The following is a 21690-nucleotide window of genomic DNA, read 5'->3' as shown; positions in this document are numbered from 1 at the left end:
CCTCCTGCGAACGCTGAGAAAGCCGCCGCGCGTCCGTCACCCGCACCTTCGAAGCCACACCACGATCATGACATATTTGCCTTACGTGTCAATAAGTCGTGAAGGACTCCTTGAGGGACTCTGGGTCCCTCAAGGAGTCCTTCAAGGCCTCGGGACGAGCACCGTCTCAAGCAAGGAATGCGACCTGGCTCACAATACTCACCTCAAGTCTTCCTTAAGTCGAACTCAAAAGTAGCTCAAGCGTTTCCCGTAGAAGCCCCCCTCATTATCCAGAAGTTCAGATTGCGTATCCGCGGTATTGACCCCGGCTCCGCATGGCTTCACAGTTCCCCTCGCGAGCCCACTGACAAGCTCGCCGGCCTGGCGCCTCCGATGCTCAGTGGGCACCCGGGTCGTCCGTTATCACAGGACAAGAGGCTGAAACCCTGATGCGAACTTCAGGAAAAGAGGGAGTGGCCACTGCCGGCGTGTCTCACGACGCCGGCGACGAGGGCTACAGCAAGTCCCTGAAGCCAAGGCATATCAGCATGATGGCGATCGGTGGCGCGATCGGCACCGGTCTGTTCCTCGGCGCGGGCGGTCGGCTGAACTCCGCAGGCCCCGCGCTCGCGATCGTATACGCGATCTGTGGTGTATTCGCCTTTTTCGTGGTTCGCGCGCTGGGCGAATTGGTATTGCATCGTCCGTCATCAGGCGCCTTCGTCTCCTATGCGCGGGAATTCCTGGGCGAGAAAGGGGCCTTCGTCGCCGGGTGGATGTACTTCTTGAACTGGGCGACCACCGGGATCGCCGACATCACCGCGATCGCGATCTACGCGCATTACTGGTCGATGTTCTCCAGCATTCCCCAGTGGATACTGGCGCTGATCATGCTGGCCGTCGTGCTGACGCTGAACCTCGTCTCGGTGAAGATCTTCGGCGAGATGGAGTTCTGGTTCGCCATCATCAAGGTCGGCGCCGTGGTGGTGTTCATGGCGATCGCGATCTTCCTGCTGGTCACCGGCACACCGGTCGACGGGCATACACCAGGGCCGCAGCTGATCGCGGACGGCGGCGGCATCATGCCGAACGGTCTTCTGCCGCTGATCCTGGTCGTGCAGGGTGTCGTCTTCGCTTACGCGGCGGTAGAACTCGTCGGTGTCACGGCGGGTGAGACCGCCGAACCGGCGAAGGTGATGCCGAAGGCGATCAACTCGATCATGTGGCGGATCGGCGTGTTCTACGTCGGCTCGGTCGTGCTGCTGTCCATGCTGCTGCCGTCGGACGAGTACCGCGCCGGAGAAAGCCCCTTCGTCACCGTCCTGTCCAGCATCGGTGTTCCCGCCGCCGGCGACGTGATGAATCTGGTCGTGCTCACGGCCGCGCTGTCCAGCCTGAACTCGGGCCTCTACGCCACCGGCCGCATCCTGCGTTCGATGGCGAAGACCGGTTCCGCGCCCGGATTCACCGGTGTGATGAACAAGAGCCAGGTACCTTACGGCGGCATTCTGCTCACCGGTGGCGTATGCGTGCTCGGTGTCGGCCTGAACTATCTGGTCCCGGCGAGCGCCTTCGAGATCATTCTCAACTTCTCCGCGGTCGCGATCGTCGCCACCTGGGGATTGATCGTCATCTGCCACTTGGTCTTCGTGAAACGCGCGAAGGCGGGCCTCGTCGAGCGGCCGGGTTACCGGCTGCCGTGGACGCCGGTGACGCAGTACGTCACCCTCGCCTTCCTGGCGTCGGTGCTGATCCTGATGTGGCTCGACGAAGGCGCGGGCCGGGTCACCCTGCTTTGCCTTCCGCTCATCGCGGCGGCCCTCGTCGTGGGCTGGTTCGCCAGCCGACGCAAGCGTGAGCAGCTCGCCGAGGTGAGTACGGAGTCGGAGTGACCGAAGGGAGCTTTCCCCGCATCTCATGCGGGGAAAGCTCCCTTCGCATCGTCAGCCGCCGGAAAACCCCGATCAACCACCGAAACCCGGTATCGACGTGACCGGGTGACGATCACCCCGGTAGACCGCCTCACTCAATGCGACGACGCGGCCGCGGGTGTCGCGGATCAGCCGCTCCGCCCGCACGACGGGCGTGTGGACGTCGACCCCCAGCAGTTCGGCCTGGCCGGGATCGGCTAGCCCTGGCTCCAGTGTCTCCCGCGCGGTCCGCGCGACCATCCCGAACCGTTCGCGCAGAAGCCGGTGAAGATCGGGGACCGCCAAATCGGCCGGGACGAGACCGGGAAGCAAGTCCTCTGGCAAAGCGACGTGTTCGATCGCGATGGGTACGTCGCCTTGTTCCAGGACCCGGACGACGTTTACCACGGGCGCGCGGTTCTTCACCTCCAGCCGCACGGTCCGCGACGGGGTCGTGAGAGGGCGGGTGAACGAGAGGACCCTGCTCGACCACCCCGCCTCGTCGAACCCTTTCACCACGGCCGGCGGAGTGACCGGCGTATCCGCGACGTCCTGCAGTGGACCGGTGAACGTGCCACGGCCGTGCCGGCGGATCACCAGTCCCTCGTCGGCCAATTCTTCGACGGCCGCACGGACGGTAGGGCGGGATACGCCGAGCTCGGCCGCGACGTCACGCTCGGAGGCCACCACCACGCCGGGGGCCGTGTCGCCGATGAGCCGCACGACATGGCGACGCACCTGCTCGCGTTTCTCGGCGAAACGCCTGTTAGGTCTCGAGAGATCAGGGGGCACCCGACTACTCTCCGCCACCTTCGGTGGGGCGACCAGAGTCTTCGAGGCAAGAATCGACGCCGAAACTCTCTCGTCCGCTCTCATGCCCGGCGTCTTGGCAATCGGCGACTAAGCTGGTAACCAGCCCTTCCATCCGCGATGGAGGCGTCGAACGGGGATGTGCGAACCCCGCTTTCCGCCCCGGCAGCGCTCTGGCGGCCAAGGTCGCGAAGGGTAATAGAGTGCTTATGAAGTAGCCGGCGTCACTCTTCTTCATGTCCCGAGACGGGCGGGAGAGGAGTTCGTGCCATGGATGCGGTGAAAGTCCTGGTGCAGGCGAGTGACGAGTTCACCGGTGCGGGCGTCAAGGCCATGCTGGGCGCCAGTGAGCAGCTTCAGCTGCTGATGGACACCCGCGCCGGACGTCCGGACGTGATCTTGGTGGTCGTGGACGGGGTCGTGGGAAGCAGTACCTTCGCGTTCCTGCGTCAGTACCAGGGGACGGGCGTCACTTCGGCACCACGCGCCGTGGTCGTCGCCGACCGGTTCCGCAACGAAGACCTGCTGGTCGCCGTCGAATGTGGGGTCACGGCCTTGCTCTCCCGGAACGAGATCACAGAGGGCACGTTGGCGTCCGCGGTCCTCGCGGTGAGCCGGGGGGCCGCGCTGATGCCCTACCGGCTGCAAGGCATCCTCCTCGACCAGCTCACCCAGCTCAGATTCCAGGTGCTGGCGCCGGCGGGCTTGACGCTCTTCGGTTTCGAAACGCGGGAACGTGACGTGCTTCAGCTCATCGCCGAGGGCTACCAGACCGACGAGATCGCCAAGAAACTCACCTATTCCGAAGGCACGGTCAAGAACGTCCTGTACGGGCTGATGAACCGGCTACGACTCAACACCCGATCCCAGGCGGTCGCTTATGCCATGCGGGCCGGGTTGATTTGATCCGCACTCCGGGATACCGGCGTGTCGATGAGAACTGTGGCAGATCTGCTCGAGTTACGGCCGACGATCCGACGGGGATCGCGGCCAGGTGGAGGGTCGAAATGGAACCGGTACAGGTAGCCGTCCAAGCGACGGATTCGATCACGAAGACCGGGTTGACCAGCTTTCTGCGGACCCGTTCCGAGGTAGCCGTGACCGATATCGACATGGTGACCGAGCAGGACGTACTCATGGTCCAAGCGGACCGGATGACTCCACAGATCGTCGCGAACCTCCGTCAGGGTGCCCTTGCCATGGTCCCCAAGGTGCTGCTGATCGGTGAACTGCGGGAAAACGACGTCCTCAGTGCTGTCGAGTGCCGCGTGGTCGCGGTGCTCCCGCGGAACCGCACGTCCGGTGACCGGCTGGTCGAGGCCATCCTGGCCGCGGGTTCCGGACGCGGCCAGCTGCCGCCGGACCTGCTCGGTCAGCTGCTCGACAGTGTGCGGCGGCTCCAGCACGACGTGCTCTCGCCGCGCGGACTGAGCGCGGCCGGCCTGACCTCGCGCGAAGTCGACGTCCTCAGGCTCATGGCCGATGGCTGGGACACCGGTGACATCGCCGAGAAACTGTGCTACTCCGAGCGCACGGTCAAGAACGTGATCTACGAGTTGACCAGCAGACTCAATCTGCGCAACCGGCCGCACGCCGTCGCCTACGCCATGCAGGCCGGCATCATCTGATCCCGGCGCGCCTTCAGTGCTTCCGTCGTCAGCACGTTCCTGGAAGGAGGTAGCAGCGGTGGACAAACCGCGTACATCGCCCTGGGCTGAACTGGACAGAACCGTGGTCGTCGAGACGGTGCCCTTCTCCCTCGACGACGTCGACTACGAGATCGATCTTACCGTTGATCGCGCGGCAAGCCTGCGGAGACTCTTGGAGCGGTACATCAGGGCGGGGCGGCGGAAACCGGGTGCGTACTTCTCTTGTGAACAATGACTTTCAGAACGGTGGCGCGGGCGCCCGCCGGTACCGGATCAAGGCGTCTCCAGCGTCGTGTTCATCAACGCGCGTCTGCCGGAGATCCGGAGCTTGCGGTAGACGTTGGAAAGGTGGAACTCGATCGTGCGCACGGTGAGCACCAACCGCTCCGCGATCTGTTTGTTGCTGTAGCCTGCCTGCGCCATTTCCGCGATCTTCCGCTCCTGCATGGTCAACGACGTCTGCCGCAGGGACTGCGTGAGCTCGCCCAACATCTTTTCAGCCAGCTCCGCGACCTTCGTGTTGCCGATCCGCCGGGCCATCTGACCGGCTCGCTTGAACTGTTCCCTCGCCGCGGTGCCGTCGCCGGATTCCATCAGCCGGACGCCCTGCTCGTAACTGCTCGCGGCGATCCCGGCAGGTGACAGGGCGGCGTCCAGCAGGTCGATGGCGTCGTTGAGCAGCCTGGACGGCCGATCGGGTTCATCGACCATCGCGCGTACGTACTGCGCCCAGCCGACGTAGGCCAGGCCTCCCCAGCCCCGAGCGGCTTCTTCCTCCTCGTCCGCCAACGCGGAGGCCAGTTCGGACCGCCCATCGGCGGCGGCGGCCAATGCCGCCACCCCCCGGCGGCGTACGACCGCGGAATGCGCGGCCACCTCGGAGACCGGGCCCCGCAGACACGCCAGCATGTCCGCCAAGGCCGCGGCGGGACGGCCCGCCGCCAGATGTAGCTCGCCCCGTATGGCCAGCAACAGGGGCCGGGCGGCGGGCCGTCCCGCGAGCAGCTCATCGAAATCGTATTCGTCGAGGACCGCCTCAGCGGCTGCGACGTCTCCGGCGGTTGCGAGCGCCTCGACAAGGAAGGGCACGGCGAGATCACGGACGAAGCGGTGGGGCGTCGAGGAGATGAGCCGCTCCAGCAGTTCCCTCACTCCCGACACGTCCCCGGCGTGCTTCGCGTGCTGAGCCCGCAAAAGGGCCACGACATCGTCGAGCCGGTCATCAGCGGAGTTCTCGAACCTACTTATGTGCCCGTCCGCGCTCAGGAGCTCACCGGCACAGATCAGCACCGTCACCCCGTGCCAAACGCATCGTGCGTACCTCGTACAGGAATCGTCGGCGAGCGCGATTTCCGCCTGCCGGACGGCACCGAGCCGGTCGGTGCACCGAATCAGGTTCGTCAGTGCCGCCGTTGCCGGACATCCTTCGTGCGACTTCGGCAGGGGATCCCAGATCGTCTCGACTTCGACACGACCCACGAGATCCCGCACCGCGCGCGGCGCCGTCCCCCGCGGGGCCTCCTGCGTGTCGTCGGTCTTCCAGGAGTTTCCCATGGCCAGGACGATAGCCGCCCACCGGCGTGGTTCCCTGGCACGAAAAGGGCACGATCAGAGCATCACCCGATCAGACTAGACAGATATGCCGAGTGGTCTAACGTCCTGTTCGACGGTCCCGCACCATTTCCGCGATCATCAGCAGGTCGATGGCGCCGCTGAACAGCCTTCCCGCCACCTGGCTAATGAGCGGACAACGCGAATCGATCCAGATCGATGTCCTGAATGAGGTCGAGTGCCGATCGAAGCATCCGCTCGGCGGATTCGTGATCGCAGCGTTCTGATGCGCGAAGGGCTTCAGCGGCATTCGACAGGCCGACCATGAGGTCCGCCCGTTGCTCCTCGGCCAGCACGTCACACGTCTTGGTGTTGAGACGCACCAGCCGATCGATATAGCTGTCCAGCCAGCTGGCCAGCTCCATATGCGGCAGCAGCACCCCCAAAGGCATTGGCGGGGCGTCGGCCGCCGGCAGGGTCCACCTGATTCCCGCACGCCGCTTGCCGAGCCCCTCTGACCTCACGATGCCTCACCCTCATTGTCGTCGTCGCGCACAAGCCGACCCGAACCCTCGTTTCGGAGCCTGTTTCGCGTTTTTCGGGCGTCCACGCTTTACCCACAGCCATTAACCGTATTTCAGCTTAGCAGAGAACGGAACATCATGAGACGACGGACACGCCGCCGGGACGTAACGGTGAATTAATCACCGATCGCGGACTCCATCGTTGCGCCGCAAGGGAATCTCAATTCACTTACCGAGGCGGCATCTGGCGAGCAGCCTCTGACAGTGGGCCAACGAGACCGGCATCCTCACTCACCGTGGAGCAGGGAGGAAAGGTATGATCAACCGTTCATCCATCCGGGCAGGCAACGTCCACCCCACGGGTCATCGAAGTGACTGAAAGACCGTTCGGACATTCGAAATTCCAGACTCGGCTTCGCTACAAACCCGCCGGTACCGAACATTTTATCGAGTCGTAAGCCAAATGGGCGCCGGTAACGGCTGGGCCGTGAAGGACTCCTTAAGGGACTCAGAGTCCCTCAAAGTTCCCCTCACCCGTCGCGAAAAGCAGCACCGCCGGGCGCAACGGCGGCGCGTCAAGGACCCTTTCCCTCGGCTCAGTCGAGGAAACTCGACCTTCACACCTTCCCCCAGTACGTGAGCAAAGGCCGCAGGCCGCGAGTAGGCACCGAAGGCTCTCCCTCGCCCACCCTCAGACACCCCCGATCAGGCGTACGCGCCACGCGAGTATCCGCCGAACATCACCTCATCCGATGAAAGCGACAGACTTTCGGCACCCGGGCGTCATCTCCTCATCGCCGCCCACGGCACCGCATTAAGAAACTCTGAAGACGGCGCGGGCAACCTTCTTCATGTCCACCTCAGATGGCCGGACCCGCGAGCGAAAGGTGTGCCGATCATGACGAGCCCCGCACTCTCCTTGGCCGGAACCGATAGGGAAGTCCGCGAGGCCGCCTTACGCTACTGGAGCGACTTCGGCTGGCCGGTCAGGACCAACCACACCGAAGTCGTGCTGTCTCTCCAGCAAGATCTGCTCGCGGTGGCCATGCCCGCCGGACGCGGCGGACCGCTGCTCGAAATACTCGAAGCAGAGGGAGCCCGCGGCGGAGTCGTGAGCCTGCGCGGGAGCCGACGGCAGTGGTGGGCCTTCCTCATCACCCCGGCGGAGCGGTGGCGAGTGCCACCGACGCGCGACCTGTGGATGTTCAGCGAAGGCTCGGACCTCCCACTCCCCCATGACACAGCCCTGGTGACCGACGTCGGATGGATTCGCGAGCCGACCCCGGGTGAGGCGCTCTTCGACGGCGACCGACTACTGGACGCAACAACCGTCCTGTCCCACAGCACCCACACGGGGATTGGGACCGCGCGCTGACCACTCAGCTGTCCTGGCCTGTCCGAAGTCGGCGGCAGTCGCGCCATCGCAGGTCAACCTCCTGCAACGCGGCGACTTCCCCCAGCACCACTGCCAGAACATGAAGAGTTTGCGGATTCGCCGGGGGTGACCTGGGGTCCAACCACAGTATCTCGCCCCAGCGTTACGCCTACCGGACGTAATCAGCAGATTATTCAACCACGCCAGCGAGACCGTTCGGGTGATTCGGTTCCTCCGACAACCCGGTCGATCAACACCACTGACTGCCATTCGGTACTTGCGAGCACACCGCGGAGGCGAAGATGCTCTTGCAACTTGACCTCTTCGGTCCAGTCCGCGCTTGGCGCGGCAACGACGAAGTCGTGCTGGGATCGGCCCAGCGCAGAACACTGCTGGCGATCCTGGCGCTCCAGGCCAACCAGGTCGTCACGCGGTCGGACCTCATCGACGCGATCTGGGGCGAAAACGCGCCAGCCAGCGCCAATGGCAGCATCTACACCTACGTCTCCTCCCTGCGGTCCGCCCTCGACCCCACCCGCACCCTGCGCGACGCCACCGCCCTGCTGGCTTCGAGCGGACCGGGCTACTGCCTCCGGGTCGAAGCCGAGGCGATCGATGTCGCCCGGTTCGAGAATCTCCGCGAACGGGCCCGGCTGTGCCTGCGCGGGCAGGACGTCACCGGCGCGCTCACCGCGTTGGACAACGCGCTCGGGCTCTTCCAGGACGAACCGATGGCCGGCCTGCCCGGCCCCTACGCCGAGACCCAGCGCGAACGCCTGAAGGAACTGCGGCTGGAGGTCGTCGAACGCCGCGCCAAGATCCTGCTCGACGTCGGCGAGCACCAGAAGGTGCTCACCGAACTGGCGCCGGTCGCCGCGGAACACCCGGTCCGGGAAGGCCTGCAGAGCCTCCACCTGCTCGCGCTCTACCGGTGTGGACGCCGCGACGAGGCGCTGGGTGCGTTCGAGCGACTCCGTTCCACCACGATCGACGAACTCGGCGTCGAACCGGGCACCGACCTGACGGCGCGGTACGAGCAGATCCGCGCCGACGACCCGGCGCTGTGGTACGGACAGGCGACCGCACCGCAAGTGACGGCCGCCGCCCGGACGCCCCGCTCCGAGCTTCGCGAGCCCCTCGTCGGCAGGCAATGCGAACTGGCCACAATCCGGACGGCGGTGCGCAGGCTCGGCGAGGGCGTTGGCTGCTCCGTATGGCTCGAAGGCGAATTAGGCGTCGGCAAGTCCGCGTTGCTCAACGCGGGGCTCGCACAAGCCGAGGCCTGCGCGGTCGCCATCGCCTGCGCCGATCAACTGGAGCAGCACGATCCGCTCCAGGTCGTGCTCGACTGCCTCGACATCAAACCGACCTCGGCGGACCACCGCCGCCGCGAGGTGGCGCGTGCGGCCCGCGCCATCGCCACGGACGACGAAGCAGGGACCGCCGCGGTGATCGACCTCGTCGTCGAACTCGTCGGAAACCTGTGCCGTGAACGCCCACTGATCCTCGTGATGGACGACCTCCAGTGGGCCGACCCGGCCAGCCTCGAAGCGTGGCGACGGCTGGCGACCGAGGCCGACCGGTTGCCTTTGCTGCTGATCGGGGTGAGCATGCGTGTGCCCTCCGATCACCGGCTCAACGCGCTGCGTGCCCGGATCACCTCGGGGAGCACACATGTCCACAGCCTGGTCCCGCTTTCCCACCAGGAGATCCACGCTCTCCTCGCCGAACTCACCGGCGCCGACCCGAGCCCGGCGCTCCTCGAACTCGCGCGCGGCGCGGCGGGGAACCCGCTCTTCTTGCGAGACCTCGTCAATGCCCGGGACGGGAACGAGTCGCCGGAGACCACGACCACCGAGGGCCGTCCGGTCTTTCCGCAGCCCGCGCTGGAAACCATCGGCCGTCGCCTCGGCTTCCTCTCCGCCGCCGCCTCGGAGCTGCTCCGGTGGGCGGCTCTGCTGGACCGATTCTTCACGCGCACCGATCTCGCAGCGGCATTGGGAAGGCCGGTGACAGAGCTCGATCACGTCGTCGCCGAGGTGGAGGCCGTTGGCCTCGTGACCCGCACCCGGGGCAAGCTCACCTTCCGGCATCCGGTCGTCCGTGAGTCGCTCTACGCCCGGACCCCGACCGCGATCCGGCTGGCCCTGCACCGGCAACTCGCGGAAGCACTCGCCGACGTCGGCGCCCCCGTCGAACGCGTGGCGTTCCAGTTGCTCGCCGCTCCGGTCCCGGTCGACAGGTGGTTCTGTACCTGGCTGTCGCGCGAGGTCTACCGACTGGCGCCGCGAGCTCCTCTGGCGACGATGCGGCTGCTCCAGCGAGTGAACACCTCCGGCACCGTTCCCTCGGCACTCCGTGAAACGCTGGGAATCGCGACCGCACGGATCAAACTCTGGCTCGAACGGGACCTCACCGCCGAGGCGGGCCAGGTCGCCGCCCGGACGAAGGACCCCGAAGTGCTGGCGGAGATGCGCTGGCTGCTCGCCTTCTCGCGCGTCCTCCGCGGCAAACCCGCTCAGGCCGTGGAGGGAGTCCAGGAGGCGCTCGGGGACGAGGACCTGCCTTCGGCTTGGCGCTCCCTGAACGAGGCTTTGCTGACCCGTGCCCGGACCAGCGGTCTGCCAGGGGACGGGAAACCCGCCGAGGAGCCCCGTCCACTCCCGATCCCGCCACAGCGGACGATGCCGGCCCTCGACCCCGCGGAGTCCTACTGGTTCGGCCGCTGGGACGCACCGCAGAAGGACCTCACCCGTCGCCTTCGCAGCGGCATGACACTCGCACGGCACACCCTCGACCGATCCCCGGTTCTGCGGCGGCTCAGCGGGGTCGTCGCGGTGATCGCCGCCCACCGGGGCAGGCCGGACGACGCGCGCACGCACCTGATGTCCGTGTGGGCCCTGGCTCCCGGCGGGGAGTTCGGTCAGGACGGTACGGACTTCATGCTGGGGGCCAACGCGATGCTCGCCGAGGCGGAGAATCAGCAGGCTGTCGCGTTCAACCTGTTGTCGGGCCTGCTTGAGTTCGACGACGAGGCGGTGTGTCCTTGGCTACCCGGTCTGGTACGGATCGCGGTCGAACTGGGCCAGAACGAGGACGCTGAACTCGCGACGTCGCTGTGCGAACGCACGGCGGGGTACCAGGCGGACGCGCTCCGATGCCGGGCCATCCTCGTCGAGGACCCGATGCCCGCGTTCGAAGCGGCCGGGAATCTGCGGACGGCGGGGAACCGCTTCGGCGAAGCGCAGGCCATGGAAGACGCAGCCGCTCTCCTCGCCCGGCAAGGCAAGACGGTCAAAGGCGAAGCGGCGTTGCGGGTCGCTTTGAACGGCTACGACGAACTCGGTGCGCTCGCCGACATCCGGAGGGCCAAGCAGCGATTCGCTCGCGGACGTGAGCGGGCATGCCGATGAGCGAGAAGCTGTTCCGAGTCCAGGCTCTCGGCTCGTTGCGCGCGTGGCTCGGCGACACCGAACTCGAGCTGGGACCCGCCCGCCAGCGCGCCGTTTTCGCCGCGCTGGCGACCAGGGCGGTCGCCCGGCCGATCACCAGGGCCGAGCTGATCCAGGCGGTCTGGGGCGACGCCGCACCGGCCAGCGCGAACGGCAGCGTGCACACCTACATCTCCGGCCTGCGCCGGATACTGGAACCGAGCCGGACCCGCTGGTCCACCGACGGCCTGCTGGTGTCGGACTCCGCCGGGTACCGGCTCCGGCTCGCCCCCGCCGCACTCGACATCGCCGAGTTCGACAGGCTCCGCGAAACGGCCCGCGCGCACTGGCAGGAGAACGACGCCGCCCGCGCGGTCGAAACACTGGACAGCGCGCTGACCCTGTGGAGCGGCGAAGCCCTGACCGGTGTCCCCGGCCCACACGCCGAGTCGTTGCGTTCCAGCTTGGCCGAACACCGGCTCGCGGCGCTCGAAATGCGGGCGGCCGGGCTGCTGGTCTTGGGCGCCCACGACGATCTCATCCCCGAGCTGACCGTCCTCGTGCGCGAGCACCCGCTGCGGGAAGCGCTGTGGCAGTCGCTGATGATCGCCCTGCACCGCGGCGGCCGGACCACCGAGGCACTGGACGCCTTCCGCACCGCCCGCCAGATCCTGCGTGACGAGCTGGGAGTCCAACCTGGACGGCAACTCGCCGAAACCCACCAGCGGATCCTCGTCAACGACCCGGGACTGGCCCCGGCCGCCGCGCGTGCCGCGGTCGTAGAGACGCTGTCGGTCCTCCCCGGCCCGATCGCTCACGCCCTCGAAGCCCGCCGCGAGACGTCGCCCGTATGCCACGGCCGCGAAGAGGAGGTCGCCCTTCTCCGGCGGCTGGCCGAAGACGTCCTGGGCGGGCGCGGCCGGACGGTGTGGATCGAGGGTGAGCCCGGCATCGGCAAGTCCGAAGTCCTCACCTGCGCACTCGCGGAAATCGGTGAGCGCGGCTGCCATGTCGCTTGGGCGGCCGCCAGTGAACTGGAGCAGCTGTTCCCACTGCAGGTGGTCCTGGAATGCCTTGGACTGGACGCGAAAGACACCGGGGCGGAGGCGTCGGGAAGCGACACGGACCCGGTGGCCGCGACCGCGGACCGGATCCTCGCCCACGTCGACCGGCTGTGCGTCACCGCGCCGCTGGTGATGGTCATCGACGACCTCCAGTGGGCCGACGAGGCAAGCGTGCTCATGTGGAACCGGCTTTCCGCGGCCACACGGCAGCTTCCGCTGCTGCTGATCGCCGCGTCGCGCCCGGTGCCGCGACGGGAAGAGCTGATTCAGGCACGTCAGGCGGCGGAGGCCCGCGGACTCGAATCGATCACGCTCGGCCCGCTCACCGTATCCGCCGCCGAGAACCTCTTGGGCGACCTGATCGGCGCCCGCCCCAGCGAGGAACTCCGCTCGCTCATCGTCAAGGCCGCGGGCAATCCGCTCTACCTCCGCGAGGTGACGGGTGCCTTGGTGCGCGAAGAGGCCCTCGAGATCGTGGACGGCACCGCCCAGGTTCGAGGCGGCACGGATCTGAAGGCGCCCGAATCGCTGCTCGACGCGGTCGCACGGACACTGGAGCTGCTGGGCGAGCTTTCCCGGGAAACGGTCCGGCGCGCGGCGGTGCTGGGTATGGAGTTCGGCCTGGCGCAGGTGGCCGCCACGATGGGCAAGATACCGTCGGAACTGCTCGGCGTCTTCGAAGAAGTGATGGAGCTGCGCATCATCGTGGACACCGGGACGCAGCTGGCGTTCCGGCATCCGATGCTCCGCTGGGCTCTGTACAACGAAATCCCCGAGGACATCCGGGCCGAATGGCACCGCCGCGCCGCCGAGGCGCTGGCGGAAATCGGTTCGGGCGTCGAACACGTCGCCCAGCAACTCGTCGCCGTACCGGCGGCGGTCGACGGCTGGGTGATCGGCTGGCTGGCCGATCATCACGAGACCCTCGCCAACCGCGCCCCCTCGATCGCCGCCGTCCTCCTGCACCGGGTGCTGGACGAGTGCCCGGCAGATCATCCCCGACGCGAAGTGCTGCTCGCCGCGTACGTCCTCGTTTTGTTCAGGCTCGATCAAGAGCCTTTCGATCTAGCGCAAGAAGCCATGCTCGTCAGCCGTGACCCGGCCAGGGCGGCGGAAATGCGGCATCTCGCGGCGGCGATGGCGCACCGTCGTGGTGAGCCGGAGACCGCGACGACGCTGTTGGAGGGTAACGATTCTCCGGAAACCCCACCGATCTGGCGGCAGCGACGGCGGGCACTGTTGGCGAACTTCGCCCGCGGCACCCTCGACGATCTCGAAGAGGCCGCCCGAAAGGCCTTGCGGTCCTACCGTCAGGCGCTCGTGGTGGGCGAACCTTATCCGATCGGGCACGCGCTGCAGACGCTCTGGCTCGTCAAGTCGATCGAACGCGACCACGACAGCGCGCTGCGCCATGTCGAGCACGCCATCGAAGCCGTCGAAGGCCATCAAGAGCACGCGGGGTTCTACTTCGACCTGCTCGACAACCGCCTCTTCACCCTGCAGAACCTCGACCTGCTGGACGAGGCCCACGCGACACTGCGCACCGCCCGGCGAGTGGCGGCCAAGTACTCGCTTCCCCATGGACTCCAGGTCTCCTCTGCCGTACACGACTACTGGACCGGCGAATGGGAGGACGCGCTGGCGGAGCTCGACACCGTCACCGAAGACGGGCCGGCGATCACCTTCCACGGTCACCGCGAGCCAGGTCCGGCCGCGCTGCTGCTGCACGGCGTCGCCGGGTTGATCCACGGCCGCCGCGGCGAGACAGACGAAGCCGCCGCCCATCTTTACGCCGCCGAGGAGCACATCCCGGTCACCGGCTCCGAACGGGAGAGCTGCGACTTCCTCCTGGTCGCCCGCTCCCTGCAAGCCGAACAGCGAGGTGACCTGGACCAGGCCGTCGCCCTCCTCAGTCCGGTCATGGATCCCACCTACGCCGCGATGATGCTGCGCCACCAATGGCTTCCCTGGCTCATCCGGCTGGCTCAAGCCCAAGGCGACGAGGAAATCGCGGCCAAGGCCCTCGCGGTCTGCCGGGAAGAGGCCACGAAGGAGATCACGCCCACGAGAGCGACCGCTGCCGCGCAGTGGTGCGCGGCCCTCGTGTCCGGCGATCCGGACCCCCTGCTCCGGACGATCGACCACTACGACAAGGTCGGCCGCCGCATGGAGCTGGCCTCGGCGCTGGGCGATGCCGCCGTCCTGCTCGCCGAGCGGGGAAGGCGGGAAGAGGCACAGGCCGCGGCGGACGACGCTGTCGCCGGGCTGGACCGGTTCGGTGCGCAGTGGGACGCCGGGGCGCTCGAGCAACGATTGCGGAAATACGGCATCACGCCAGGGCGGCCGAACCGAGCCGTCTCGGCTGCGGGCTGGGCCTCGTTGTCCGCGATGGAACGCGCGATCGCGACCTTGGCCGGACAGGGCCGCTCCAATCCGGAGATCGCCACCGCGCTGGCGCTCCCCCGCCGTACCGTGCAGGCACACGTCACCCGGGTGCTCGCCGAACTCGGCCTCGCCTCACGCAACGGGCTCGCCGGCCTGCCCATGGACACACCGCTCAGACAGGTAGCGCGTTCTTCTCGATGACGCGCGCGTAGTAGCGGGCACTGTCCTTGACCGTGCGGCGCAGTCCGTCGGCGAAGTCGACCCTGACCAGGCCGAACCGCTGGGTGTATCCGAGCGCCCATTCGAAGTTGTCCAGCAGCGACCAGACGACGTAGCCGCGCACGTCCGCCCCCGAGTGGATCGCGGCGAGTATCGCGTGCAGATGCTCGTGGAGGTACCTTTCGCGCTCACTGTCGTGGATCCGGCCGTCCTGCTCGACCCGGTCTTCGAAAGCCGCGCCGTTCTCCAGTACCTCCGTCGGCAGCCCGCCCGTGTACTCGTGCAGCCAGACGAGGAGATCCGTCAGTGACTCCGGCGTCTGCTCCCATCCGAACGACGTCAGCGGTCCTCGCGGCGGGGTCACGTCCACCCCACGCAGGCCCGGCAGTCCGCAGTTGCTCACAGCGTCGGCGTCCTCCAGCGGGATCACCCTCGCGGGTGCGTAATAGTTGACCCCGAGCCAGTCCATAGGCTGGGCGATGGTCTCGAGGTCACCGTAGTGGATGACCGACGTCCAGTCGCCGAGGTGCCGGATGTCGGCCAGGACGTCCTCCGGGTAGCCCCGGCCCAGGGCGGGGTCGAGAAAGAAGCGGTTGTGCAGGCCGTCGAACTTGCGCCTGGCTTCGCGGTACCGCGCGTCGTCGACGTCGGTGAGCGCCGGGGCGAAGTTCAGCGCCAGGCCGAACTCTTGTCCCTGCCTGGCGCCCGCGCGCAGCACTTGCATGGCGAGGCCGTGTCCGAGCATCAAGTGGTGAGCGGCCCGCATCGCGAGCACCTCGTCGGAGCGCCCGGGAGCGTGCACCCCAGTGCCGTATCCCAAGAACGCCGCGCAAAAGGGCTCATTGACCGTCGTCCAGTGATCGACCCGGTCACCGAGCAACTCCTGGACCAATGCCGTGTAGTCGGCGAAGCGGTAAGCCGTGTCCCTGGCGGGCCAGCCACCTTCGTCCTCGAGCGCCTGCGGCAGATCCCAGTGGTAGAGCGTCACCGAAGGACTGATCCCGCGGTCCAGCAGTGCGTCCACCATGCGGTCGTAGAACGCGAGCCCGCGCACTTCCAGCGTGCGCCCGTCCGGCATCACGCGTGGCCACGAGACCGAAAACCGGTACCCCGGGACGCCGAGCCGGGCAATCAGCGCGAAATCCTCCTCGTAGCGGTGGAAGTGATCGCAGGCCACGTCCGCGGTATGCCCGGAATGGATCTTGCCTTCGACGCCGGTGAAGGTGTCCCAGACCGACCGGCCACGCCCGTCCTCGGCGACGCCGCCCTCGATCTGGAAGGCCGAAGTGCCCACCCCCCAACGGAAACCGGGTGGGAAACGATTCAGCTGCGCTTCATTCATCACATTCCTCTCATCTCTTGAAACCTGCGCTCGGAACACCTCGAAGCGCTCCCTGGACCATGTGCCGCGCCAGCAGGACGAACAGCACGATCACCGGGATCACCCCGAGCGTCGCACCGGTGAGCATCAGCGCGTAGTCGGTGTAGTAACCGCTGGCGAGCGTCGACAGCGCCACCTGGACGGTGGGGCTGTCATGCGGGTCCAGGACGACCAACGGGAAGAAGAAGTCGTTCCACGCCGCCATGAACGTGAGCATCGCCAGCACGGCAGCCTGAGGCCGGATCGCGGGCAACCCGACGTGCCAGTAGGCCCGCAACACGGAGCAACCGTCCATGGTGGCCGCGTCGAGCAGCTCACCGGGAATGGCCTCCTCACAGGCTTGACGCATCCAGAAGACGCTGAACGCGCTCACCAGGCCCGGCACGATCACCGCCGGTAGTTCGCCATACCAGCCCAGTTCACTCACCACCATGTACAGCGGGATGATCCCCAGTTGCGCAGGCACCATGACGGTGCCGATCAGCAGCAGGAACAGGGTGTCCCGGCCCCGGAACCGCAGTCTGGCGAAGGCGAACCCGGCGAGGCTGGCCAGCAGCACGTTGGACACCGTCACCGTGCCCGAGACGATCAGGGAGTTCTGCATGGCGAGCCAGAAATCGACCTTGTCGAAGACCTCGCGCACGTTGTCGAGAAGATGCCCGCCCGGTATCAGCGGCGGAGTCCGCTGGGCGATCGCGGATCCGTCCCTCGTGGACACCACGAACGACCAGTAGAGCGGGAAGACCGATCCGGTCACGACCGCCAGCAGCGCACCATAGACCAAGAAGCCAGGCCTGCGGCGTCGTTCCGCCATCAGACCCTCCCGGGAATCCGGCGGGCGATGACGACACAGGCCGCCGCGAGCACCGCGCAGACGAGGAACACCACCCAGGCGATCGCCGCCGCGTAACCGGCGTCGAACTGCCCGAACCCTTTCTCATACAGATACATGACGATCGTCTGGAACTGGCGTTCGTCACCGCCGATACCCGCCACGCCGTTAGTGTCGAACAACTGCGGTTCGACGAAGAGCTGCATCCCACCGATGGCCGAGACCACCACGGTGAAGAGGATCGTCGGCCGGATCGACGGCAGCGTCACAGAGCAGAACTGACGGAGCCGGGAGGCGCCGTCGAGTTCCGCGGCTTCGTACAATTCGGCGGGCACACTCTGCATCGCCGCCAGGTAGAGCAGCGCGTTGTAACCCGCCCAGCGCCAGACGACGATCAGCGCGATCGCCGCCTGCGCGGACCAGCCCTGGGCGTGCCAGTCGAGCGGTGGCACGCCCACGAGCCCGAGCAGCCAGTTGATGACGCCGAAGTCACGCCCGAACAATTGGCCGAAGACCAGTGCCACCGCGGCGACCGAAACCACGTTCGGGAGCAGCACCGCCGACCGCCAGAAGGTCTTGGCGCGCAACGGGCGATCAAGCAGGGCCGCGATACCCAGCGCGAGCACGATCTGCGGCACCGTGGCAAGCAGCAGCAACGTGAGCGTGTTGCCGAGGGCGTTGTAGAACTTGGCGTCGCCGAACAGTGCGAAGTAGTTGTCCAGTCCGACGAAGCCTTCGTCGCCGTTGATCAACTGCCAGTCGTGCAGCGACACCCAAAGCGTGTAGAGCATCGGAAACAGCCCGAACAACGCGAAGAGCGCGAAGAAGGGCATGACCATGAGGATCGGCGTGACCCGCCGATCCCATCGAACCGAGAACCGCCGGTCACGAAGCCGCGGCACGGGCTTCCGTGACCGCTTGATCCCAGGCCGCGTCGAGTGCCTGCTTACCCGATTCGACCCGGCCCAACGCGGTGCCGAACGTAGGGCGCACCTTGGCGTCCTTCAGGCCGCGGTAGTTGGGTTTCAGGCTGTCGGCCGACGCGGCGTAGATCCGGCCGATGGGCGCTCCGCTGAAGTACGGATCGGTCTTCCCGAGCACCTCCGGCGCACCGTAGGCGGCCGGCTCGCTGGGGAGGATGTTGGACTCGGTGAACAGCCGCACCTCCTGCGCCGGCTCGGTCAGCCACTTCGCCAGGTCGTAGGCCGCACGCTGATGCTTGCTCTGCGTGGGCACGGTCAGGAACGACCCACCGTTGTTGCCACCGCCGCCGGGCACCGCGGCGACATCCCATTTGCCCGCGTTCTCCGGGCCGCCCGCTTCCTGGATCTGGGTGAGCATCCACGCCGGGCAGGCGATGGTCGCGAAGGAGCCCTGCTTGATGGCGACGTTCCACGGCTGGGTGAAAGGGGTCACCCGCGCGGTTTGTCCCTTCGCACCGATCTGCCCGGCGATCGTGAATGCCCGGCGCAGAGCGGGGTTCCGGTCGGCGATGAAGGAGTCGTCCTTGGCGGAGAAGAAGTTCTCCGGCGACTGGTTCAGGATCGCGGTGTAGACGCCGCCGGCCGAGTCGGCGAACTTGGCCGAGGGAACCTTACCCGAGAACAGATCCCCGGTCTTCGCATAGTCCTCCCACGTGGGCCACAACGCGGCCACCGCAGCCCGCTCGGTCGGCAGGCCGGCCTGGGCGAAGTAGTCCTTGCGGAAACACATGGCGAGCCCGCCCATGTCCGTGCCCAGCCCCATCACGGTGCCGCCACTGTTCGCGAGGCCCTGCTCCCACTTCCACCGCGGCCACCTGTCGCGCAGGTTCGCGGCGCCGAAACCGTTGAGATCGACGAACTTGTCCGCCGACTGACGGAACTGCGGCATGTACTGCTCTTCGATCGCCACGATGTCGGCCGCGCCGCGGCCCGCAGCCAGCTGGGTCGCGATGCCCTTGTGATGCGTTTCGAAATCGGCCACCCGGTTCTGGATCCGGATCCCGGGATGGGCCGCCTCGTACTCCTTGAGGAGCGAGCTGTAACCGAACTCGCCGAAGGTGGCGATGCTCAGCTCGATCCCCTCGTCGGCGGCCGGGGCGCACCCGGCACCCACCACGCTCGCGAGGACAATGACCGCGAGAACACGCTTGCGCAAGCCGGAAATCATTCCGGTCCTTCCCGTCAGGACGTCACCCGCGACGCCACCGGAAACAGCTCAGATCACACCGGCACGCATCGCGTATGCGACCGCGTGCGGACGGTTTCGCAGATTCAGGCGGTTCGTCAGCCCGTAAATCACGTTCTTCACGGTCCGCTCCGAATAGCAGAGCTTGTCCGCGATATCGGAGGTGTCGTGGCCTTCGGCCATCAACCGCAGGACGTCGACTTCACGGGGCGTCAGGCCGGCGGTGTCCGGCCCTCGCGGGTCGAGCGCGTCGCGCTGCAGCCGTCGCACGCCGTCGAGCAACTGTCCGAGCAGGTCCGCCGGCAGGAGACCACGATCGGGAACAACGGACAGGATCGTCTCGACCAAGCGATCGCCGGAAGTCTGTGCACGGGCGAGCACGGCCACCACCCGGCACTCGACAGCGGTAAGGATGTCGTTTTCCCGCAGCTCGTTCGCGACGAGCACCTTGGAGACCCGTGCCGTGACGGGGTCGCCCCAGAGGTCGGCGACCGCCTGCTGAGTCATCCGGTCCCTGTGGACCACCAGGACGTCCCGCTCGGTCAACTCGTCGCGGTCGACGACCACCACCTCGGGGCGGCTTCGCAGATAGCTCGTCAGACCCACTTGCATGATCATGTCGGTCGCATGTACCGCAACACGTACCGGTTCCATCATGTGTCCTTCCCGAGCTCCGTACCCAGTGAGTCAGAGGATGTGGAATCGGACTTCACGATCTCTTAACTCCCAGGTCAGGCCACCTGCCGATGGCTCGGCCGAACCGTCGGTCACCTTCCATCTCGCCAGCCGCCCCCAAAGCCAAACACCACTCTATGTACACATATAGCTACCTTGCGTATGCAATCTACTTCGATGGGCGGCCGCTCCGTCGTCGCATCCACTCCTCAGGCGAAAGCCACCCCATCAAGCAGACGGCGCAGGCCCAGATCGAAAATCACCTCGGCCTCGTTCGCCAAATCCGTCACCTCGCCCTCGCACCTCCCCGGCGCGCCGGACTCCGCTTTCTCGCCGTAAAGGTCCGACGCCAGTCCGCGAACGAGCCCGTGCAGAAGAACCCAGTAGTGAAGGGCGGTCATCGAGCCCTTTCCCTGTTCGGCCGCCCCCAGTGCGACGGGCGCTCCGTGTGCGGCCAGCCACGACAGCGCTCGCAGCCCGCCGATATCGAACCGCGTCAACCACGGATGCCGTCGGTACGTCGCCCACAGCGACCGTGCCGCCGACTCGAGCCGGGCCCGTCCACGCAGGGCGTCGTCCACGGGTGTGTTCCCCGCCAAAGCGGTCTCCGCCATCAAGTCGACAAGCTCGGACCGGCCCTTGACGTGGTGGTACAGCGACATCGTGCCGTTATCCACCTTGGCCGCGACGGCGCGCATGGACACCGCGTCCAGCCCTTCCGCGTCCGCGATCTCGATCGCGGCGAGAACGATCCGTTCACGGGAGTTGTCCCGCCTGCCTCTCCCCCCGCCGGGCCCGCCGGCCACCACGGTGTACGCGCCGGGAATGGCTTCGACCACGCCTTCCGCACGAAGGATGGCCATCGCCTTGGTGGCGGTCGCATGCGCCACCTGCCACTCCACCGAGATCTTCCGGATCGACGGCACCCGGTCGCCGGGCTTCAGCCGCCCCGCGTCGATGCGGTCCCGGATATCCGCGGCTATCACACCGGAGAGCGTTCTCGGCGTCGGTTCTTTCTGTCGGTACAAAACACTCCCCTACGGCACGGCCGGAACGAGTACGCACCACACTGCGTTTCTCCGTGGTCGGGACAAAGCGGTTTCCGGGTTCTGGAGACTAAAGGGCACAAGCCTAGGCGACCGAGGCAGTACGGGGCCTTTTCGACAACCTCCTCTTGGCGGTGAGTCAAGGTCCGAAAGTCACCGATTTACTGCCTCGACACGGAGCATCACCCCTGAAAACCTGGAAGATGTCCATCTTCTCGGTAGCACTGAACCCGTGCTCGCCGGGCAACTCGAATATTCCGACAGGCCTATCCGTGACCGCTTTCAAAGTCGACAGGCCACGCTGCCGATGCAAGTCACGTTCCGGTGGCGCCTGCAAGGGCGTGGTCCGTTATTCCGCGCCTCTGCGCCGGTACGCGCCGTCATGCCGGCAGCACATGCCCCGAGAGGAACAGGACGCTTTCGATCGAGATCCCCTGTGGACCCAAATCGGACAGGTGATCTGGTTGATCCGGCAGGCCGAACAGAACCACCTGCCCCCGTTGCGGACGATCGAGGTGGCGAGCGCCATGCGGATCCATCAGACCCGCGCTTCGGAATTGCTCAACGACCTGGGGCGCCTCCGTCGGGTCAAGGCGACGAAGAAGGGACGTCAGGTCACCTGGTCGCTCGGACCCGAGGAATTGTGATCACGGTTCCACGGGGTCACCACCGCCGACCTGGCGGTCGCCC

17 protein-coding genes are annotated in these 21690 nt (G+C 66.7%); 8 read left to right on the top strand and 9 right to left on the bottom strand.

The window, feature by feature from the left end; translation table 11 throughout:
* Positions 1–428: 428 nt before the first annotated feature.
* Positions 429–1871 carry an amino acid permease gene (locus ACIRGA_RS31505; RefSeq protein WP_400947831.1) on the top strand — a complete coding sequence of 481 codons (1443 nt, stop codon included), beginning with the start codon at positions 429–431 and terminating at the stop codon, positions 1869–1871.
* Between the two features lie 72 nt (positions 1872–1943).
* Here ACIRGA_RS31505 and ACIRGA_RS31500 read toward each other — a convergent pair whose 3' ends face one another.
* Positions 1944–2627, bottom strand: coding sequence for a GntR family transcriptional regulator (locus tag ACIRGA_RS31500; RefSeq protein WP_400947829.1), 684 nt, complete (start codon positions 2625–2627; stop codon positions 1944–1946).
* Between the two features lie 342 nt (positions 2628–2969).
* Here ACIRGA_RS31500 and ACIRGA_RS31495 point away from each other — a divergent pair, with 342 nt between their 5' ends.
* From ACIRGA_RS31495 to ACIRGA_RS31485, 3 genes are all read left to right on the top strand, one after another.
* Positions 2970–3605: a response regulator transcription factor gene (locus ACIRGA_RS31495; RefSeq protein ID WP_400947827.1), complete on the top strand. Its 636-nt coding sequence runs from the start codon at positions 2970–2972 to the stop codon at positions 3603–3605.
* 101 nt (positions 3606–3706) lie between these two features.
* Entirely contained in the window at positions 3707–4327 is a 621-nt protein-coding gene (locus ACIRGA_RS31490) for a response regulator transcription factor (RefSeq protein ID WP_400947825.1), read from the top strand.
* Positions 4328–4343: 16 nt separating this feature from the next.
* Positions 4344–4583, top strand: coding sequence for a histone-like nucleoid-structuring protein Lsr2 (locus tag ACIRGA_RS31485; RefSeq protein ID WP_400947823.1), 240 nt, complete (start codon positions 4344–4346; stop codon positions 4581–4583).
* A 38-nt stretch (positions 4584–4621) separates the two neighbouring features.
* On the opposite strand, the gene ACIRGA_RS31480 is transcribed toward ACIRGA_RS31485, so the two are convergent.
* Complete coding sequence (locus ACIRGA_RS31480; protein WP_400947821.1) at positions 4622–5902, bottom strand: helix-turn-helix transcriptional regulator; 1281 nt, start codon at positions 5900–5902, stop codon at positions 4622–4624.
* A gap of 182 nt (positions 5903–6084) precedes the next feature.
* Complete coding sequence (locus ACIRGA_RS31475; RefSeq protein ID WP_400947818.1) at positions 6085–6423, bottom strand: hypothetical protein; 339 nt, start codon at positions 6421–6423, stop codon at positions 6085–6087.
* 898 nt (positions 6424–7321) lie between these two features.
* Between ACIRGA_RS31475 and ACIRGA_RS31470 the strand changes: the two genes are divergently transcribed.
* The 3 genes from ACIRGA_RS31470 (at position 7322) to ACIRGA_RS31460 (ending at position 14879) form a co-directional block, all read left to right on the top strand.
* Entirely contained in the window at positions 7322–7798 is a 477-nt protein-coding gene (locus ACIRGA_RS31470; protein WP_235096879.1) for a hypothetical protein, read from the top strand.
* 302 nt (positions 7799–8100) lie between these two features.
* Positions 8101–11211, top strand: coding sequence for a BTAD domain-containing putative transcriptional regulator (locus tag ACIRGA_RS31465; RefSeq protein WP_400947815.1), 3111 nt, complete (start codon positions 8101–8103; stop codon positions 11209–11211).
* Complete coding sequence (locus ACIRGA_RS31460; RefSeq protein ID WP_400947812.1) at positions 11202–14879, top strand: BTAD domain-containing putative transcriptional regulator; 3678 nt, start codon at positions 11202–11204, stop codon at positions 14877–14879. Before ACIRGA_RS31465 ends, ACIRGA_RS31460 begins: the two co-directional genes overlap by 10 nt.
* On the opposite strand, the gene ACIRGA_RS31455 is transcribed toward ACIRGA_RS31460, so the two are convergent.
* From ACIRGA_RS31455 to ACIRGA_RS31430, 6 genes are all read right to left on the bottom strand, one after another.
* Positions 14851–16239 (bottom strand): GH1 family beta-glucosidase, encoded by a 1389-nt coding sequence (locus ACIRGA_RS31455; RefSeq protein ID WP_400947809.1) that lies wholly within the window; start codon positions 16237–16239, stop codon positions 14851–14853. The genes ACIRGA_RS31460 and ACIRGA_RS31455 overlap by 29 nt on opposite strands.
* A 10-nt stretch (positions 16240–16249) precedes the next feature.
* Positions 16250–17092 (bottom strand): carbohydrate ABC transporter permease, encoded by an 843-nt coding sequence (locus ACIRGA_RS31450; RefSeq protein ID WP_400947807.1) that lies wholly within the window; start codon positions 17090–17092, stop codon positions 16250–16252.
* Positions 17092–17949, bottom strand: coding sequence for a carbohydrate ABC transporter permease (locus ACIRGA_RS31445; RefSeq protein ID WP_400947835.1), 858 nt, complete (start codon positions 17947–17949; stop codon positions 17092–17094). The genes ACIRGA_RS31450 and ACIRGA_RS31445 overlap by 1 nt, the downstream gene beginning before the upstream one ends.
* 46 nt (positions 17950–17995) lie before the next feature.
* Complete coding sequence (locus ACIRGA_RS31440) at positions 17996–19261, bottom strand: extracellular solute-binding protein (protein ID WP_400947805.1); 1266 nt, start codon at positions 19259–19261, stop codon at positions 17996–17998.
* Positions 19262–19309: 48 nt separating this feature from the next.
* Positions 19310–19936: a response regulator transcription factor gene (locus ACIRGA_RS31435; protein ID WP_400947803.1), complete on the bottom strand. Its 627-nt coding sequence runs from the start codon at positions 19934–19936 to the stop codon at positions 19310–19312.
* 227 nt (positions 19937–20163) lie between these two features.
* On the bottom strand, positions 20164–20940 hold the full coding sequence (locus tag ACIRGA_RS31430; RefSeq protein WP_400947800.1) for a GntR family transcriptional regulator: 777 nt from the start codon (positions 20938–20940) through the stop codon (positions 20164–20166).
* Between the two features lie 515 nt (positions 20941–21455).
* Here ACIRGA_RS31430 and ACIRGA_RS31425 point away from each other — a divergent pair.
* The gene (locus tag ACIRGA_RS31425) at positions 21456–21647 is read left to right on the top strand and encodes a hypothetical protein (RefSeq protein ID WP_400947797.1); all 192 of its coding nucleotides are present in this window, start codon (positions 21456–21458) and stop codon (positions 21645–21647) included.
* The last annotated feature ends 43 nt before the right edge of the window (positions 21648–21690 follow it).

The sequence above is a fragment of the Amycolatopsis sp. NPDC102389 genome (genome assembly GCF_044765885.1).
Lineage (GTDB): Bacteria > Actinomycetota > Actinomycetes > Mycobacteriales > Pseudonocardiaceae > Amycolatopsis.
The sequence above is the reverse complement of the archived record's forward strand: the minus strand, read 5'-3'. Positions and strand labels throughout refer to the sequence as shown.

What these genes read in the sequence shown, in the direction of transcription:
- ACIRGA_RS31490 (WP_400947825.1), top strand. Translation starts at nt 3,707, where the DNA reads ATGGAACCGGTACAGGTAGCCGTCCAAGCGACGGATTCGATCACGAAG.
- ACIRGA_RS31460 (WP_400947812.1), top strand. Translation starts at nt 11,202, where the DNA reads ATGCCGATGAGCGAGAAGCTGTTCCGAGTCCAGGCTCTCGGCTCGTTG.
- ACIRGA_RS31455 (WP_400947809.1), bottom strand. Translation starts at nt 16,239, where the DNA reads ATGAATGAAGCGCAGCTGAATCGTTTCCCACCCGGTTTCCGTTGGGGG.
- ACIRGA_RS31435 (WP_400947803.1), bottom strand. Translation starts at nt 19,936, where the DNA reads ATGATGGAACCGGTACGTGTTGCGGTACATGCGACCGACATGATCATG.
- ACIRGA_RS31505 (WP_400947831.1), top strand. Translation starts at nt 429, where the DNA reads ATGCGAACTTCAGGAAAAGAGGGAGTGGCCACTGCCGGCGTGTCTCAC.
- ACIRGA_RS31470 (WP_235096879.1), top strand. Translation starts at nt 7,322, where the DNA reads ATGACGAGCCCCGCACTCTCCTTGGCCGGAACCGATAGGGAAGTCCGC.
- ACIRGA_RS31445 (WP_400947835.1), bottom strand. Translation starts at nt 17,949, where the DNA reads ATGGTCATGCCCTTCTTCGCGCTCTTCGCGTTGTTCGGGCTGTTTCCG.
- ACIRGA_RS31465 (WP_400947815.1), top strand. Translation starts at nt 8,101, where the DNA reads ATGCTCTTGCAACTTGACCTCTTCGGTCCAGTCCGCGCTTGGCGCGGC.
- ACIRGA_RS31480 (WP_400947821.1), bottom strand. Translation starts at nt 5,902, where the DNA reads ATGGGAAACTCCTGGAAGACCGACGACACGCAGGAGGCCCCGCGGGGG.
- ACIRGA_RS31495 (WP_400947827.1), top strand. Translation starts at nt 2,970, where the DNA reads ATGGATGCGGTGAAAGTCCTGGTGCAGGCGAGTGACGAGTTCACCGGT.
- ACIRGA_RS31450 (WP_400947807.1), bottom strand. Translation starts at nt 17,092, where the DNA reads ATGGCGGAACGACGCCGCAGGCCTGGCTTCTTGGTCTATGGTGCGCTG.
- ACIRGA_RS31440 (WP_400947805.1), bottom strand. Translation starts at nt 19,261, where the DNA reads ATGATTTCCGGCTTGCGCAAGCGTGTTCTCGCGGTCATTGTCCTCGCG.